The following is a 15,385-nucleotide window of genomic DNA, read 5'->3' as shown; positions in this document are numbered from 1 at the left end:
GCTGCAGCCGCCGCAGCCGCCGCGGCAGCCGCGCGGGCCCGCTCAGCCTCGATGGCTGCGAGGCGCGCGCGTTCGGCGACCCCGGCTTCATAGCCGGCCGTGGTGGTGGCCTGGGCGTCCTGCATGAACTTGAGTTGGGCATCGAGCTCGACGCTCTTGGCCTGGGACTCGGTCAGCGCGTTCGCTGCCGCATCGGCCGCGGCCTTTGCCGCGACCAGGGCCGCCTCGGCCGCGACCCGGAGCGCCTCACGCTCGGCCTGGGCGATCTTCGCCTGGTCGCCGAGCGCCTGGGCGGTGTTGCGCGCCGTCTGCGCCTGGTCGTAGACGTCGGAGCTGCGCTCGACGAGCTTGCTCATTCTGCCGAGCTTCGACAACAGCGCATCGGCGCTCTTGCCGGCGGCCTGGCCGTCGAGGAACAGGTTGACGCTGAGATCGGTGCCGCCGGTGCGATAGAGCTGGGCGGCCAGCTGGCCGGCCTGCCGGGTGGCCGCCTCGGCGGTGGCCTTGCCGGCGTCCGCCTGCGCCTGAAGGTCGGTCGCGCGGCGCGCGGCCTCGTCCAACTTGTCCTGGGCGACCTGGAGCTCGGCGCCGCGTTTCTCGGATTCGGCCTGCGTCTGCGCCACCTGCACCGTGAGGTTCGCGATCATTTCCTGGATCTGTGCCACCTTGCCGGCTGCAGCGGCGGTGTTGGACTTCGCGTTCTGAAGGTCCTGCCAGGTCGGGTAGTCGACGGCCTGCGCCGACCCGGCCGGAACGGCGAGGCTCGCGAAGAGGGTGAGCGTCGCCAGGAAACCGGTCGCCGCCAGGGACCGGCGCCGGCCGCGGGCGCCGGAACCATGGGTGCCGGAACCAGGTACGCCGGATTGGGGCCGGAGACCCCCCAGCCACTCCAGGACAGTGCGACCGTGTACGTGTGCCGTGCGCTTCATTACTCCCCGATCGGGCTCGTTAAACACATGCGTAACTGTGTTAACTCTTTTCACAGTAACAACTTCAGGCAGAATCACCCAGCATCCTGCCGAATCTAACCCGGGAAACGGGCCGCGGCCCGGCCATTCCCGGGCGAGCCGGGGTCTGCCTCCTGGCCGCGACTCCTGGCAGTGAGGCGGCGGGAAACACCCGCGCTACGGCGTTCCGGACTCGATTTGGGATTTGTCGCAACCTGACCGTATGCTTATGCGTCGGAAGCCATGCTGTTTATGGCGTCTCGGCCCCATCGTTTAGCGGCCTAGGACGGCGCCCTTTCACGGCGTTAACACGGGTTCGAATCCCGTTGGGGCTACGCAGGTCGTTTCGAAATATGTGCAAGACTTATGTGCGAGTTACGGCAGGCAAAACACACAATAGAATATGGAATGGTTCTCATCACGAGGCCCTGTAGCGCAGTTGGTTAGCGCGCCGCCCTGTCACGGCGGAGGTCGCCGGTTCAAGTCCGGTCAGGGTCGCAAAGGCAATAAGCCCTTTCGGAAGAGAGGGTTTTTTTCCTTGGAAAGCGACTTCGCGAGGTTTCTTTCTGGCCCTGTAGCTCAGTTGGTAGAGCGTTCGACTGAAAATCGAGAGGTCACGGGATCGACGCCCGTCGGGGCCACTGAAGACCACTCCCAGGCTTCTACTGGGGTGGTCTTCTTGCATTTAAGCGCAATCCGGCCCGGAATCTTCCGCCGGCGCTACCCCCCGATTTGGTCACAGCACCGGGTCCCCGAATGGGGGTATGGTCTCGGTGTGAGTAGTTGAGGATTGATCGACTACCTGCCGCTTCGGATGCTCGGCCTCCCTAGACCGCTCGCCCGTCGCGACCCGACACAGAACCTGTAAACCCGAAATGCAGGAATGCCCGTGATCACGTCCTTGACGTGTCGACTTCTTTGTCGACCCAAAAAGAAACCCGACTCCACCCAAGCCGGCAACCGACATCCGAATGGTCGCTTGTCGCGCCTCCTCCCACCGGAGGTGAACTCGCGATGACCAACGCCAAAACGCATCTGCCGGCGGCCGGCGTGTCAGCCATCGCGCAACGCGCCCGACTGAGGCTCATCGACGCGATGGAGACCCCGGTGCGGGAGGTCTTTGCGGACTCGCAGTCGTCGGGCCTGGTCTGGGCCAGGAGGTACCGGTCCAAGCTGAGAATCAGCGACATCAGCATCATCGTGATAGCGGTGGGCATTGCCTTCGTCGCGCGGTTCGGCACCGAAACGGCCGTCGTTGCGGTCGGCGCCTTCCGGATCGACTATTGGATCGTCGCCGTGATGGTCGTGTCGATCTGGATCATCACCCTCGGCGCTTACCACACGCGTGATTCCCGGGTGATCGGGGTGGGAGCAACCGAGTACCGCCAGGTGGTCAACGCGAGCGCCCTGGCCTTCGGCCTGCTCGCGATCGCTTTCCTGGTCTTCCAGATCGAGGTCGCCCGGAGCTTCTTCGTCTTCGCCCTGCCTCTGGGTGTTGCCGGGCTCACGGTCGAGCGATGGCTCTGGCGAAAGTGGCTTCTCCACCAACGTCACTTCGGGCACTACCTGTCCCGGGTCATCGTGGTCGGCAGCAGGGACGACGTGGAATACGTCGTGCGCCAGATCGCCGAGAAGTCCGGCGCGGCGTACCACGTGGTGGGTGTGGCCCTCGAGGACGGCGACACGACGGGCATCCTCTCCCGCGGCAATCGGATTCCCGTCGTGGCCGACGCCGACCATGCGGCGGCCGCGGTGGCGTCCATGGGGGTCGACGCGGTCATCGTGGCCGGACATCCCCGCGGCGGCAGCACCTTCATTAGAAACCTCGGCTGGGACCTCGAGGGGACCTCGGCGGAGCTGGTGCTCTCCAGCCGGTTGACGGATGTTGCCGGCCCCCGAATTCACTTCCGCCCGGTCGAGGGCCTCCCACTCATCCATGTGGAGATTCCGCACTTCGAGGGCACGAAGCACGTGCTCAAGCGAACCCTTGACGTGGTTGCCTCCGGCGCAGGCCTCATCCTGATCGCTCCTCTGCTGGCGGTGATCGCGATCGTCGTGAAGGCCGACACCCCCGGCCCGGCGCTCTTCCGGCAGGAACGCTGTGGGAGGAACCAGCAGACCTTCCAGATGCTCAAGTTCCGCTCGATGGTCCAGACGGCGGAAACGGACCTCGCGGGACTGCGCGACAAGAATGAGGGTTCCGGTGTGCTGTTCAAGATCCACAATGATCCGCGGGTGACCAAAGTGGGCCGGATTCTCCGCAGGTACTCGCTCGATGAGCTGCCCCAGCTCTGGAACGTCCTGGTCGGCGACATGAGCCTGGTCGGTCCCCGCCCACCGCTCCCGACCGAGGTGGATTGCTATGAACGGCACGTGCACCGGCGGCTCTACATCAAGCCGGGACTCACCGGCATGTGGCAGGTCAACGGGCGGTCGGATCTTGACTGGGACGAGAGCGTGCGCCTCGATCTCTACTATGTCGAGAACTGGTCGCTGACCGGGGACCTCATGATCCTGTGGCGAACAGTTCGCGTACTCACCCACCCGTCCGGCGCGTACTAGTGGCAAGGTCGGTGAGGTCGAATGTCTGATCAACTCGTTGGGAAATCCCGGATGATTCAGGAAAGTCGCATTGCCGCCACGGCGGACGTGGACCCGCTCGCGACGATCGGTGACGGCACGACCATCTGGCATCTGGCCCAAGTGAGGGAGTATGCCACCGTCGGCCGCGGATGCACCCTGGGCCGCGGTGCGTACATCGGTCCCGGCGTCATCCTCGGCTCCAACTGCAAGGTGCAGAACTACGCGCTCCTCTATGAGCCGGCCGTGCTCGAGGACGGGGTCTTCATCGGCCCGGCCGTCGTCTTGACCAATGATGAATTCCCCCGGGCGATCAATCCCGACGGGTCGCTCAAGAGCGCCGATGACTGGCACGCGGTCGGGGTGACGGTCGCCACTGGTGCGTCGATCGGCGCGCGTGCCGTCTGTATCGCGCCGGTCAGGATCGGGCGCTGGGCGCTGGTCGCGGCCGGCGCCGTCGTGACCCGGGACGTCCCCGACCACGCCATTGTGGCCGGTGTTCCCGCACGTCAGGTCGGCTGGGTCGGCACGGCGGGAATCCCGCTCGTGCGAACCGGGGACCTGTACCGATGCCCCTCCACCGGCACCACCTATCGAGAGGTGGACGGCCGACTCGCGCCGGCCTCCACGGAGAGCTGACCATGCGCCGCAGACTCCTCACCGGCATTGCCGCCGCCGCCGCCGCCATCGTCGCCGTGACCGGGGCGCTCGTCCTCCAACACTCCGATAGCCGGACCGCCCCCGCGGCAGCGCCCGGATCCACTGCCGGTCGCCCGCTGTCGGCGACGACGAGTCCGCAGCCCCCGGCAACGAGCCGGCCGAGCGCCGCTCCGGCTCCGGCACCGGCACCGGCACCGGCACCGAAGCAGGGACCGCCATCGGCCACCGTTCCGTCACCCAGGGAACCCACCGAAGTGCGCGAGGCGGATCCGGTCGCCCCAGACCAGGGGCCTGGAACACTGCCTGGTTCGAAGCCCCTGGCGACCCTCGTGACGATGCCCCTACCGGACACGTCCAGCGCCGTCGGTTCGATCGTGGCCGGGTTCCCGACCCGCGTCATCCCCGAGGCGCCGCATTCCTCCGTCGCGACGAGCTCAGTTGCGGCCGAAGGCTCCCGCTTGCAGGCCGCCCTGACGGCGCAGACGACCCTCTCCGTCGTCGAGGTGATGGATTTCTACCGAACCGCCCTGGCGGGATTCGGCCTGTTCGACACACCGGCACCGGCCCTTGACGGGTCCTCGGCGCTCGCCTTCACTCGGGGAGATAACACGGTCACGCTCACCGCGACAACGATCGACGGAGGTTGTCGCTACGTGGTCTTCGGCTCCTTCTCCGCCTAGGCCTGGCCACGACCCGAAGCTCGAATCGGGTCCGGTTCAGTAATCCACGCCGTCGACAATCGCGGCGATGTGCCGGGCAATTTCGAGGGCACTGGTTGCTGCGGGCGAAGGCGCGTTGAGCACATGGACCTGCCTGGGCGCTCGCTGGATGACGAAGTCATCGGCGAGGGCGCCATTGCGGCGAACGGCCTGCGCCCTCACTCCCGCGCCCGCCCGCACGATATCGCCGCGCCCGATCTCGGGAACCAGCCTGGCGAGACTGCGGGCGAACAGTCGCTGGGAGAAGGAGCGAGCCACCTCACCGACCCCAGTCCTGATATGGCGACTTGCCATCCGAAGAAACCCCGGGTAGCTGATCGCGTCGATCGAATCGCGCAGGTTGACCGTGCGCCAGTCGTACCCCTCCCGGGAGAGGGCGAGCACGGCGTTCGGCCCGGCGTGGACGGACCCGTCGATCATCCGGGTGAGGTGCACCCCGAGGAACGGCAGCGCCGGGTCGGGGACCGGATAGATGAGGCCTCTGACCAGGGCGCGCTGTTCGGGAACGAGTTCATAGTACTCACCGCGGAAGGGCACAATGCGGACCTCCGGGGTGACTCCGGCGAGGGCCGCAATGCGGTCCGCCTGGAGGCCGGCGCAATTGATGAGCAGCCCGGAACTCACGCTGCCGCCGGCGTGGCCGACGGTCACTCCGCTCCCGTCGACCCGGATGCTCTCCACGCGGGCGCCGAGCAGGAGCCGAGCCCCATTTTCCGCTGCCTTCCGGGCAAGAACGCGGCTCACCCCGCCGTAGTCGATGATTCCGGTGGCCTCGACCCGGAGCGCCTTCACTGCCCTGACGTGCGGTTCGAAGTCGAGCGTCTCCTCCGACGACAGCACCCGCGTGAGCACGCCGTTGGCCATTGCCCGCTCGTGCAGGGCGTCCAGGCGGGGGACTTCCTCCCGGTCGACGGCGACGATCAGCTTCCCGCACCGTTTGTATGGGATCCCGTTTTCGAGCGCGAACTCGGCCATCGACCGGTTGCCTGCCGTGCACAGGCGCGCCTTGAGCGATCCGGCCAGATAGTACGGTCCGGCGTGGACGACGCCGGAATTATGGCCGGTCTGGTGGGCTGCCCAGCCTGGTTCCTTCTCGAGCAGAGTCACGGCGGTCCCGCTGCGCGAGAGTCGTTCCGCGACCGCCAGTCCCAGGATCCCCCCGCCGATCACGGTGACGGATGCTCGTGCCATGGATTCCCCTCACGGGTTGGGCGGCGGCGCTTCGGGTGTCGCGGCTGAAGAGACATCATGCCACCAAGTGAGGCGGGAGGGCACGGTTGCCGAAACCCATTAATACCCCCCATTTGGGGTCAGGCGCCGCTGGCCGCTCGCGCTACAGTCAGGAAATAGTTCCTTGGCCGACCTAGACCGGTCCCGGCTGCGCTCCCTGGGGCGTGGCGTCACCTCCGTCACCCGCGGAGTACTTACCCGATGCAACACCTGTAACCCGAAATGCAGGCGATGACGACGTGAACCCGAAAACACTCTGTCGACGACCCAAACGACCCCTCAACGTCCGGACCGGAGAACAGTTCAGTGTCCCGCGCGACACCGCGGTGGAGCCATGAGCGGTTCACAATCGGCGGGCGGGGCTGCGGCCACCGGCACGCCTTCGCCACCCGACGACGGCAGCGGCGACACCTCCCCGCGGCGTTCTGCGATCGACACGCGAGTTGCTGACCTCGTTTCCCTCGCGATTCGCGGGCTGCCTGCAGCCTTCATCCCCGATACCGCCGAATTCGCGCAAACCGTTCGCGCCGTTCGCGGCCGACGGCAGATCGAGCTCGTGCCGGAGGGCACCAATCTCCGCTACGCCGCGATCGTTGCCCTCGGCTTGGCGACGCGTCCGCGGCCGGACCAGGCTGAGGTCCTCCAAGCGCACCCGCTCAGTGAACTCGTGTCGGTGGTCCGGGAACACGCGAGGGAATCGACCGACCTCGGCGCCGTCGCCCTCACGGCCTGGGCAGCGGCCGAGGTCGCCGGATCGCCCGATCTCACGCTGCTCTCCCGGCTGGCCGCGGAACTCGCCTCCTCCCGCCCGCTGCCCACGGTGGTCGCCAGCTGGATGCTCGCCGCGGCCGTCGCGTCCCTGCGTGTGTCCAGCGAAGATGCTGGTCCGTCAGCCGAGATCGCCCAGAATTCGCGAAACCGGCTCCTCGCGGCCCAGGGACCGGACGGCATCTTCCCGCATGCGCTTCCCGCGGCCTCGTTGGGGCGGTGGCGGGCACACGTGGGATGCTTCGCCGACCAGGTCTATCCGATCCAGTCTCTGGCCCGGTTCGCAGCCCTGACTGGCGACGATGAGGCACTCGCCGGCGCGAACCGCGCCGCCCAGAGGATTTGCGCTCTGCAAGGCACCGCCGGCCAGTGGTGGTGGCACTACGACACGAGGGATGGCTCCGTCGTTGAGGGCTACCCCGTCTACAGCGTCCACCAACATGGCATGGCCCCGATGGCGCTTTTCGACCTGGTCGAGGCCGGTGGCGACGACCACACGGACGAAATCGTGGCGGGCCTCGACTGGCTCGACATGCACCCTGAGGTGCTCGACGAACTCGTCTCGGATCGTCGCTCGCAGATCTGGCGCAAGGTCGGTCGACGGGAACCGGCGAAGGCCGCCCGCAAGATCGCTGCGCTGACGACTTCCCTTCGCGCCGGCTGGCACCTGCGCGGGCTGGACGCCATCCTGCCTCCGAGCAAGATCGACCACGAGTGCCGACCGTATGAACTCGGCTGGCTTCTGTACGCATGGCATTTCGGCGACACCCACCAGCTTGAGGAGACTTCATGACATCGATCGGCGCCCGCCACGCCCGCTTCAATCCACGGCAATCGCTTTTCGGGCTCGAGATCGACGCGATGACCATGGCCGAGGTGCTCGAACGTGCGCACGTGGCCGTCCGGGAACGCCGTCGCCTGCTCATCGGCGTCGTCAACGCCGCCAAGGTCGTCAAGATGCGCAAGGACGAGCTCCTGCGCGGTTCACTGCTCGAGACGGACGTACTCCTCGCCGATGGTCAATCGGTGGTGTGGGCGAGCCGGATCCTCGGTCACCCGCTCCCGGAACGCATCGCCGGAATCGACCTCTTCGAACGCCTCCTCGAATCTGCGAACGTCAACTCCGAGTCGGTGTACTTTCTCGGGGCGCGACCTGAGGTTTTGGGTGCATTGCTGGATCAGGTCGGCACCCGGTTCCCCGGCTTGCGCGTCGCCGGCAGCCGTGACGGCTACTTCAGTGCGGAGGAATCGAGCGAGGTCGCCGAGATGATCGCTGCGAGCAAGGCCGACATGCTCTTCCTGGGAATCACCTCGCCGAAGAAGGAAATCTTCCTGGCGCGCTTCGGCGACGACCTGAACGTTCCCCTCATGCACGGCGTGGGGGGATCATTCGACATCCTGGCCGGGGTCACCCACCGGGCCCCGCGCGCCTGGCAGCGGCTCGGCGTCGAATGGGCCTATCGGTTGCTCCAGGAGCCGAGGCGCCTCTTCAAGCGGTACCTGTCCACGAACACCGCGTTCATCGCCCTCACCCTCAGGGAACGAATCCATCCCACGGCCAGCTACACCACTGCATCCGTGACGCGGCAAGCGCCCCTGGCACCGGGACGACTTGCCTCACCAGCACACCGCAAATCGGAGGAACCCAGTGATTGATGACGTCTTCTCCGGCCGGGTCGCAATCCTCGGCCTCGGCTATATCGGCCTGCCAACGGCCGTGGCCCTCGCAACGCGAGGGATCGAGGTGATCGGCGTCGACATCAACCAGTCCATCGTCGACGCCGTCTCCCTGGGCAGGGTTCCGTTCGTCGAGCCGGATCTCGCCATTGCCGTCAGCGGTGCCGTCAGCATCGGTCGGCTGACGGCAACCACGGTCGTGCCAGAGGCCGACGCATTCATCATCGCCGTCCCCACTCCGTTCCAGGAGAACCGGGCGGCGGACCTCTCCTACGTGCAGAGCGCCGTCACGCAGATCGCGCCTCGGCTCAAAGGCGGCGAACTCGTAGTTCTCGAATCCACCTCGCCTCCCGGGACCACGGAGCAGGTGAGCCGATGGCTGGCCGAACTGCGCCCTGATCTGCGTCTTCCGCATGAGGCGGACGGCATGTCTGACATCTTCGTCGCACACTGCCCCGAGCGGGTGCTGCCGGGGAGGATCATGATCGAAATGATCACCAACGACCGCGTGATCGGGGGCGTCACCCGGCGCTGTGCCGACAAGGCAGCGTCGCTCTACCGAGTTTTTACCCAGGGCGAGATCATCACGACCGATGCGTCAAGTGCCGAGATGGCAAAACTGGTCGAGAATGCATACCGCGACGTGAATATTGCATTCGCGAACGAGCTGTCGCTGATCAGCGAGCGGCTGCGGCTGGACGTGTGGGAGATCATCCGGCTGGCCAATCACCATCCTCGGGTAAACATCCTCACCCCCGGTCCCGGCGTCGGCGGACACTGCATCGCGGTCGATCCCTGGTTCATCGTCGGTGCCGCGCCCGACCTGGCCCGGTTAATCAGGACGGCACGCGAAGTGAACGATTCCAAGCCTCTGCACGTCGCGCAACACGTAATCGAGAAGGCATCCCGGTTCCGTGACCCCACGGTCGCCTGCCTGGGCCTGACGTTCAAGGCGAATGTGGACGACATGCGCGAAAGCCCGGCAGTGGACGTCGTCGCCGCCATCGCCGACGCCGCGCCTGAGCTGGACATCCGCGTGGTCGAGCCATACACGCAGAAGCTTCCCCCCGAGCTTGACGGCCGTCCGAACGTGCGGATGCAGTCGGCATCGGATGCGATCGAAGAGGCCGACATCGTGGTGTTGCTCGTCGATCACGACCAGTTCAAAACGATCCCGAAGTCACGTCTCGAGGGCAGGGTCGTCTTCGACACCCGGGGCACCTGGCGGTGAGCCTGCAACCACTCTCAGGGATTCCCGGATTCCGTCGGCACGGACGTGCCGGACGAGGTTCCACTCGTCAGAGCGCGGGTGTCATCCGGTTCAGGAAGCGACAGGAGTGAACGCCGCCGGCCGCGGGCCTTCCCCGAAGAAGTTCTCGATTGCGGAAACGATCCGGCTCGACGCCCGGCCGTCACCGTAGGGATTCACCGCGCGCGCCATGGCGTCATAGGCCGCGGGGTCGATGAGGAGCCGAGTCGCGGCGGCGACGATGCGGTCCTCGTCGGTGCCGACGAGGAGCACGGTTTTCGCAGTCACGGCCTCCGGTCGCTCCGTCGTGTCGCGCAGCACCAGGACGGGCTTCCCGAGGCTCGGTGCTTCCTCCTGCACACCACCGCTGTCCGTGATCACGAAATACGACGATGCCATGGCGTGTGCCATATCCACGTAATCCAGCGGCTCGGTCACTATGACGTTGGGCAATCCTGCCAATGCCGGCAGTAACGATTCCCGCACTATCGGATTCAGGTGAGCCGGCAGCAGGAAGTCCACGGCAGGGAAGGCTCGAGCAATTCGCGCGATGGCACAGGAGATGCGCACCATCGGCTCCCCCCAGTTCTCGCGTCGATGACTGGTCACAAGGACGAGGCGCCGGGTCGGATCCAGCCCGACAAGGGCGGGGTTGGTTGGGGGGAGTCGCCGCCCGGTGATGTCGAGCAGGGCGTCAATCACGGTGTTCCCGGTGATGTGGATACCGTCCGTGCCGACCCCCTCTGCCAACAGGTTCGCACGTGACGTGTCGGTTGGCGCGAGGTGGAGCGATGTGAGCGCGGTCGTCAGCCGCCGGTTGATTTCCTCCGGAAAGGGGTCGTAGCGGTCGCCCGTGCGCAACCCGGCCTCGACGTGCGCCACCGGGACCTGCGCATAGAACGATGCCAGCGCGGCGGAGAACACCGTCGTCGTGTCGCCCTGAACGACGACAAGATCCGGTTTCTCCTCGCCGAGGATCTTTCCCAGTCCGTGGAGGACGCCGGCCGTGATGCCCGCGAGGTTGGGGCGCTCCCGGATGAGGTCCAGGTCATGCGTCGGAACGATGCCGAAGAGGGCATTGACCTGGTCGAGCATGGATCGGTGCTGCCCTGTCACGACAACGATCGGTTCAAGATGACGGGACAGCTCCAATGCGCGGATGACCGGAGCGAGTTTGATCGCCTCCGGTCTGGTGCCGTAGACAACGAGAATCCGGTAAGACCTCACGAGCCAATCCTCTCCCTCCGGCCAGGAACTGGCCACTGCCAACCGCGAATGCCAGACTCGACACACCCAAACGGTTGGACGGCACAGAAAAATTCTTTTCGAGTTCCGACCGAGACGATACCCAACCGCAGGACGCGGCAGCACGCAGAGATTCCGGCGAGAGAATCGGCTGGTCAATGTAACGATAATTCGTCACTTGCCCATTCGCACACCCCCTGTTTTAGGGGTTGCATGACCCTCACAGTGGGGCCTCGAGAAAGCTTCAGGTTTCGGGATAGGTTTGGTTTTGGCAAAGGCACGATGTAAAGATGGAATCTCCGGCAGGGTATTTGGGGGGCTCTTCTGCCACAGTGCTTGGACCAGTGCCACGTCACTTTTCTGGGTCCAGACCTCAATTCCGCTTGGAGCTCTTCAATGAAACACCGCACTAATCCTGCACGTCTGCGCTCGGGTTTCCCGGCCGCAGCCGTGATCTTCGGGGCCGTCATCGCCGTTGCCGTTGGCGGGGCAAGCCTGCCCGTGAACGCACTGACCGCGCCGTCGCCTGCTAGCGCAACCCTTACCGCAGGTTCCCAAACCCTGTGGGGCACGTCTGCACCCCGCGACGGGGTCGTCGACGGCGACACGTCGAGCGTCGAGCTCGGTACCGACTTCTCGCCATCGGCGACCGGAACGGTCGTCGGCGTGAGGTTCTGGAAGACCGCGGCAAACTCCGGCGCCCACGTCGGCAATCTGTGGACCAGCGGGGGGACCCGCCTGGCTACCGCGAAATTCACGTCAGAGACTGCAAGCGGATGGCAGACGGTACTGTTCGCCAAGCCTGTTGCACTGACTGCGGGCAAGCACTATGTGGCCTCGTACCTCGCACCGCGAGGCCGGTACACCACCACCGTCGACCAGAACGCCCCGGCTGTTTCGTCGAAGTCTCTCTCGGTCAATGCGACTAACAGCGGCCGGTACAGCTACGGCTCGTCCAGCGCCTTCCCGACCAAGACCTGGCGATCTTCGGGCTACTGGGTAGACCCACTGTTCGTTCCGGCCGCGGGTACGACGGGGACCGCGTCGCCGTCGCCCACACCGACGACATCTCCGGCTCCGGCTCCGACCCCGGCACCCGCTCCCGCGCCTTCCACTACCCCGGCCCCGACACCCACGGCCGCGCCCGCACCGGCACCGACCACCGCCCCGGTCTCCGCCCAGAGCACCAACGCCTCTTTCGCCGGCTCAAGCAACACCGGCCCGATCGCAGCGGGCTTCAACCCGACGCAGAAGTACACCGGCCCGCTGACGATCACCACGCCCGGCACGGTCATCAAGAACCAGATCATCCCCGCCGGCCTGCGTATTGAAGCCAGCGACGTGACCATCCAGGGCAACATCATCGAGGGCCCCACCGATGTGTCCTGGGACCAGGCTGCCGTGCACGTCAACGGCGACCGGGTCAAGATCCTCGACAACACCATCCGAGGAAACTCCGCCACCGACTGGTCACAGGACCCGATCAACGGCATCAAGCTCGTCGGTCAGTTCGTCGATTTCAGCCGCAACAACGTCTACGGTATCGCCGGCGACGGCGTGAGCATTTACGGTGACAACGCGAACGTCGTCGGGAACTGGGTGCACGACTTCGTGTTCCGCGATGGCGGCGTCCACTACGACGGGCTCCACTACCCGGGCCAGGCCGGCGACTCCACCTATGCTCCTGCCCTCATCAAGGACAACACCGTCGAACTCTGGGTCTCCGGCGGCAGCAGCGGCATGACCGCCGCCATGGGCTTCCCTGACGTCGCACCCAAGGTCGTCGTGGATCACAACCTGCTGGCCGGCGGAAACTACGCCATGTGGGGTGGCGGTTCGGGAATCACCTACACCAACAACTGGTTCTGGACCAAGTTCTCTCCCAACGTCGGCTACTACGGCCCGTCGGCATACATCGGCCAGGTCGGATCAGCGACCTGGACGGGTAACGTCTTCACCGCCGATGGAAAGATCGCGGGTCCGACCCTGGGCAAGTAGCAGGCCGCCAACGCTCGAGCTCCGCCGCAATTCCGCGGCAGTTGTTCGAACACACGAGGACCTCCGCAATCGCGCGCACCCCCGCTCGCAGGATTGCTGGAGGTCTTCGTGGGTTCGTGACCGCGCAACGCCACTGTGGCCTCGGTGGTGGCCGGCAGCCCCGCAGCACGATAGCTTCGTCTCAGCACTGGGTGAATCGACATTTCCGGGACGGTGGCGCTGATGCGGGTGGAGTTTGGCTTTAGATCGGAAACAGACCTTGTTGAGTGGCGTCGTTCCCATGAGGCCGGGCAGCGACCGGACGCCGTCCCGTACGGACTGGACAGAATTACCTCGCCCGAGATCGAGTTGGTGGCAACGCCGCTCGAGCCGCTGACCACCGGACGGGAGTTCTCGCTCCTGTTCGGTAAGCCCGCCCGCGCACCGACACCGGAATGGTCGATCGCCTGGGACGAGCATGCAGCGCTGCGCCTGCTGGCACAGGGTTCGGGTGCCAGATTCGGCTGCGGAGTCATCTGGGCCACCGACCAGTTATCCGGCAGTCCCCGCGAGCGCGCCCGGGCCCGGCTCATGATGCGGATGCTCAGACCGATGGATCTGGTCTGGTGTCTGAGCCGAGCGCAGGTGACACCCCTGCGGGCGGAACTGGGTGCGCGCAGGACCCAGGTCGAGTTCCTGAAGTTCGGCGTGGACACGGACTTCTTCACCGTCCGGCCCCTGCCAGCGCAGTCGGCGGTTTTGTCAATCGGGAACGACGTGGACCGGGACTCGCGCACCCTGCTCGCCGCCCTCGAACTGGTCCACAACGCCCGCCCCGATGCCAGACTGCGCGTTCAGTATGCCGGTGACCTAGCCGTCCCGACCGGCGTCGAAAGGTTGCCCCGGATGACGCACGTCCAGCTCCGGGAGGAATACGCCGCGACGACCGTGGTCGCGATCGCGACCCGGCCCAACCTGCACGTTTCAGGGATGACGGCCGTTCTCGAAGGAATGGCTACCGGCCGTCCCGTCGTCCTCACCAGGACGCCGGGCGCCGAGGACTACGTGAGGGATGGGGAATGGGGGCTACTCACGGAGCCCGGAAGCGTCGAGGACCTGGCCCGCGGTATCCTGTACTCGCTCGATTCCGGGAACGCCGAACGGATGGGCGCCGCTGCCGCAGTGGCAGCGGCTGCGGAGTTCAGCTCGGCCCGATTGGCCGCCCGATTGGCCGGGCTCCTGACTGCCTCATCGGGCTCCTGGCGGCCTCATCGGGCTCCTTGACCTCGCGCGCCGACCATGACCTGACCTGCCCCGTCACGGGCCCGGCCGGGCCATCCCCCTGGTGCGTCCCAACAGTGCCCATGCCGCGGCGCGTCGCGTCGGGCGACGAGCGCGGAGTACCTCACCGACGAAGACCCCCGCCCAGAATGCGGCCGTGTGCCCGGCGCCGTGACGAGAACGGTAGAGCTTCACCCTGTTGCGCGTCAGCAGGGCGAAGAGCGCGGGCGAGTCGTGGGACTCGCCCTCGAAATGCACGGCAACGGCAGCGGGGACATAGCGGAGCTCAAAACCCGCGTCTCGGGAACGCAGAGCGAAGTCGGTCTCCTCCGAATAGAGAAAGTACGACTCGTCCCAACGCCCGACGTGCTCGGCACAGTCCCGGGAGATGAGCATGGCCGCACCGGTCGCCCAGTCCGCCGTTCCGGCGGAGCGGTACGCGCTTTCCCGGTTCTCGACCTCTCCAAGGTTTGGGAACCGTCCCGCCCTGTCCCCGCCGAGCAATGCTTCTCCCCAGGCCCTGCGCGCCGTCGGCTCACGTCGGAGCGACCAACGAAGTTCGCCGGAATCGTCCACCAGTCGCGGAACGACGATTCCGGCCCCGGTCGAGCGCATTTCCCGGAGCATCGTCTCGATAGTGGTTGGCTCAAGCCGAATATCAGGGTTGAGCAACATGAACACGTCGCAATCATCCGCCCGGTCGATGCCCGCGTTCGCTCCGGCGGCGTAGCCGGCGTTGCGTCCCATCTGCACGACTTCGGCCCCGGGCATGATCTCCCGTGCAGCGTGCACCGACGTGTCGGCCGATGCGTTATCGACCACGATCACCTTGATCGAGCCCGAAACTTCTGACGCCTGAATCGACCGTAGCGCGCCTTCGAGCACCGCAGCACTGTTCCAGGTGACGATGATCACGGCGACCCGAGGGCCGGTTCCTGGCGACATTTCCAATGTGCCCCTCCGCAGGACAGAGACGGGTACGCCGTCTTGCCGCACTGCATTCTCACGCCAGTCAAAAACACGCTGGTCAGACTACGCTTCGAGTAACCTGA

11 protein-coding genes, 3 tRNA genes and 1 pseudogene are annotated in these 15,385 nt (G+C 66.0%); 11 read left to right on the top strand and 4 right to left on the bottom strand.

Annotated elements, in window-relative coordinates; translation table 11 throughout:
• A pseudogene (locus tag E3O19_RS02530) lies at positions 1-929 on the bottom strand (M23 family peptidase); the annotation flags it as partial.
• A 280-nt stretch (positions 930-1,209) separates the two neighbouring features.
• Here E3O19_RS02530 and E3O19_RS02525 point away from each other — a divergent pair.
• The 6 genes from E3O19_RS02525 (at position 1,210) to E3O19_RS02500 (ending at position 4,867) form a co-directional block, all read left to right on the top strand.
• Positions 1,210-1,282: transfer RNA gene (locus E3O19_RS02525), tRNA-Glu, on the top strand.
• Between the two features lie 89 nt (positions 1,283-1,371).
• Positions 1,372-1,445 (top strand) — tRNA-Asp (locus tag E3O19_RS02520).
• A 70-nt stretch (positions 1,446-1,515) separates the two neighbouring features.
• A tRNA-Phe gene (locus E3O19_RS02515) sits at positions 1,516-1,588 on the top strand.
• A 373-nt stretch (positions 1,589-1,961) separates the two neighbouring features.
• Positions 1,962-3,509: a sugar transferase gene (locus tag E3O19_RS02510; RefSeq protein WP_241981142.1), complete on the top strand. Its 1,548-nt coding sequence runs from the start codon at positions 1,962-1,964 to the stop codon at positions 3,507-3,509.
• Positions 3,510-3,560: 51 nt separating this feature from the next.
• Positions 3,561-4,166, top strand: a complete 606-nt coding sequence (locus E3O19_RS02505) for an acyltransferase (protein WP_134565033.1) — start codon at positions 3,561-3,563, stop codon at positions 4,164-4,166.
• Between the two features lie 2 nt (positions 4,167-4,168).
• A complete protein-coding gene (locus E3O19_RS02500) occupies positions 4,169-4,867 on the top strand; it encodes a hypothetical protein (RefSeq protein WP_134565032.1) in 699 nt (232 codons plus the stop codon).
• 36 nt (positions 4,868-4,903) lie between these two features.
• On the opposite strand, the gene lhgO is transcribed toward E3O19_RS02500, so the two are convergent.
• Positions 4,904-6,097, bottom strand: a complete 1,194-nt coding sequence (lhgO, locus tag E3O19_RS02495) for an L-2-hydroxyglutarate oxidase (RefSeq protein WP_134565031.1) — start codon at positions 6,095-6,097, stop codon at positions 4,904-4,906.
• 373 nt (positions 6,098-6,470) lie between these two features.
• Between lhgO and E3O19_RS02490 the strand changes: the two genes are divergently transcribed.
• Genes E3O19_RS02490 through wecC form a run of 3 tightly spaced genes read left to right on the top strand, consistent with a single transcriptional unit; the run spans position 6,471 to position 9,812 of the window.
• Positions 6,471-7,697, top strand: a complete 1,227-nt coding sequence (locus E3O19_RS02490; protein ID WP_198413841.1) for a hypothetical protein — start codon at positions 6,471-6,473, stop codon at positions 7,695-7,697.
• Positions 7,694-8,560, top strand: a complete 867-nt coding sequence (locus E3O19_RS02485; RefSeq protein WP_198413840.1) for a WecB/TagA/CpsF family glycosyltransferase — start codon at positions 7,694-7,696, stop codon at positions 8,558-8,560. The genes E3O19_RS02490 and E3O19_RS02485 overlap by 4 nt, the downstream gene beginning before the upstream one ends.
• Positions 8,553-9,812, top strand: a complete 1,260-nt coding sequence (wecC, locus tag E3O19_RS02480) for a UDP-N-acetyl-D-mannosamine dehydrogenase (protein WP_277613002.1) — start codon at positions 8,553-8,555, stop codon at positions 9,810-9,812. The genes E3O19_RS02485 and wecC overlap by 8 nt, the downstream gene beginning before the upstream one ends.
• Before the next feature lie 90 nt (positions 9,813-9,902).
• On the opposite strand, the gene wecB is transcribed toward wecC, so the two are convergent.
• Entirely contained in the window at positions 9,903-11,057 is a 1,155-nt protein-coding gene (wecB, locus tag E3O19_RS02475; RefSeq protein WP_134565030.1) for a non-hydrolyzing UDP-N-acetylglucosamine 2-epimerase, read from the bottom strand.
• Positions 11,058-11,471: 414 nt separating this feature from the next.
• On the opposite strand from wecB, the gene E3O19_RS02470 reads away from it, so the two are divergent.
• Together E3O19_RS02470 and E3O19_RS02465 are read left to right on the top strand one after the other, a co-directional pair.
• Entirely contained in the window at positions 11,472-13,073 is a 1,602-nt protein-coding gene (locus E3O19_RS02470; protein ID WP_134565029.1) for a DUF4082 domain-containing protein, read from the top strand.
• Between the two features lie 351 nt (positions 13,074-13,424).
• Complete coding sequence (locus E3O19_RS02465) at positions 13,425-14,336, top strand: glycosyltransferase family 4 protein (protein ID WP_166804433.1); 912 nt, start codon at positions 13,425-13,427, stop codon at positions 14,334-14,336.
• Positions 14,337-14,369: 33 nt separating this feature from the next.
• Here E3O19_RS02465 and E3O19_RS02460 read toward each other — a convergent pair whose 3' ends face one another.
• Positions 14,370-15,278: a glycosyltransferase gene (locus E3O19_RS02460; RefSeq protein ID WP_134565027.1), complete on the bottom strand. Its 909-nt coding sequence runs from the start codon at positions 15,276-15,278 to the stop codon at positions 14,370-14,372.
• Between the last annotated feature and the right edge of the window lie 107 nt (positions 15,279-15,385).

The sequence above is a fragment of the Cryobacterium algoritolerans genome (genome assembly GCF_004402785.1).
GTDB lineage: Bacteria > Actinomycetota > Actinomycetes > Actinomycetales > Microbacteriaceae > Cryobacterium > Cryobacterium algoritolerans.
The sequence above is the reverse complement of the archived record's forward strand: the minus strand, read 5'-3'. Positions and strand labels throughout refer to the sequence as shown.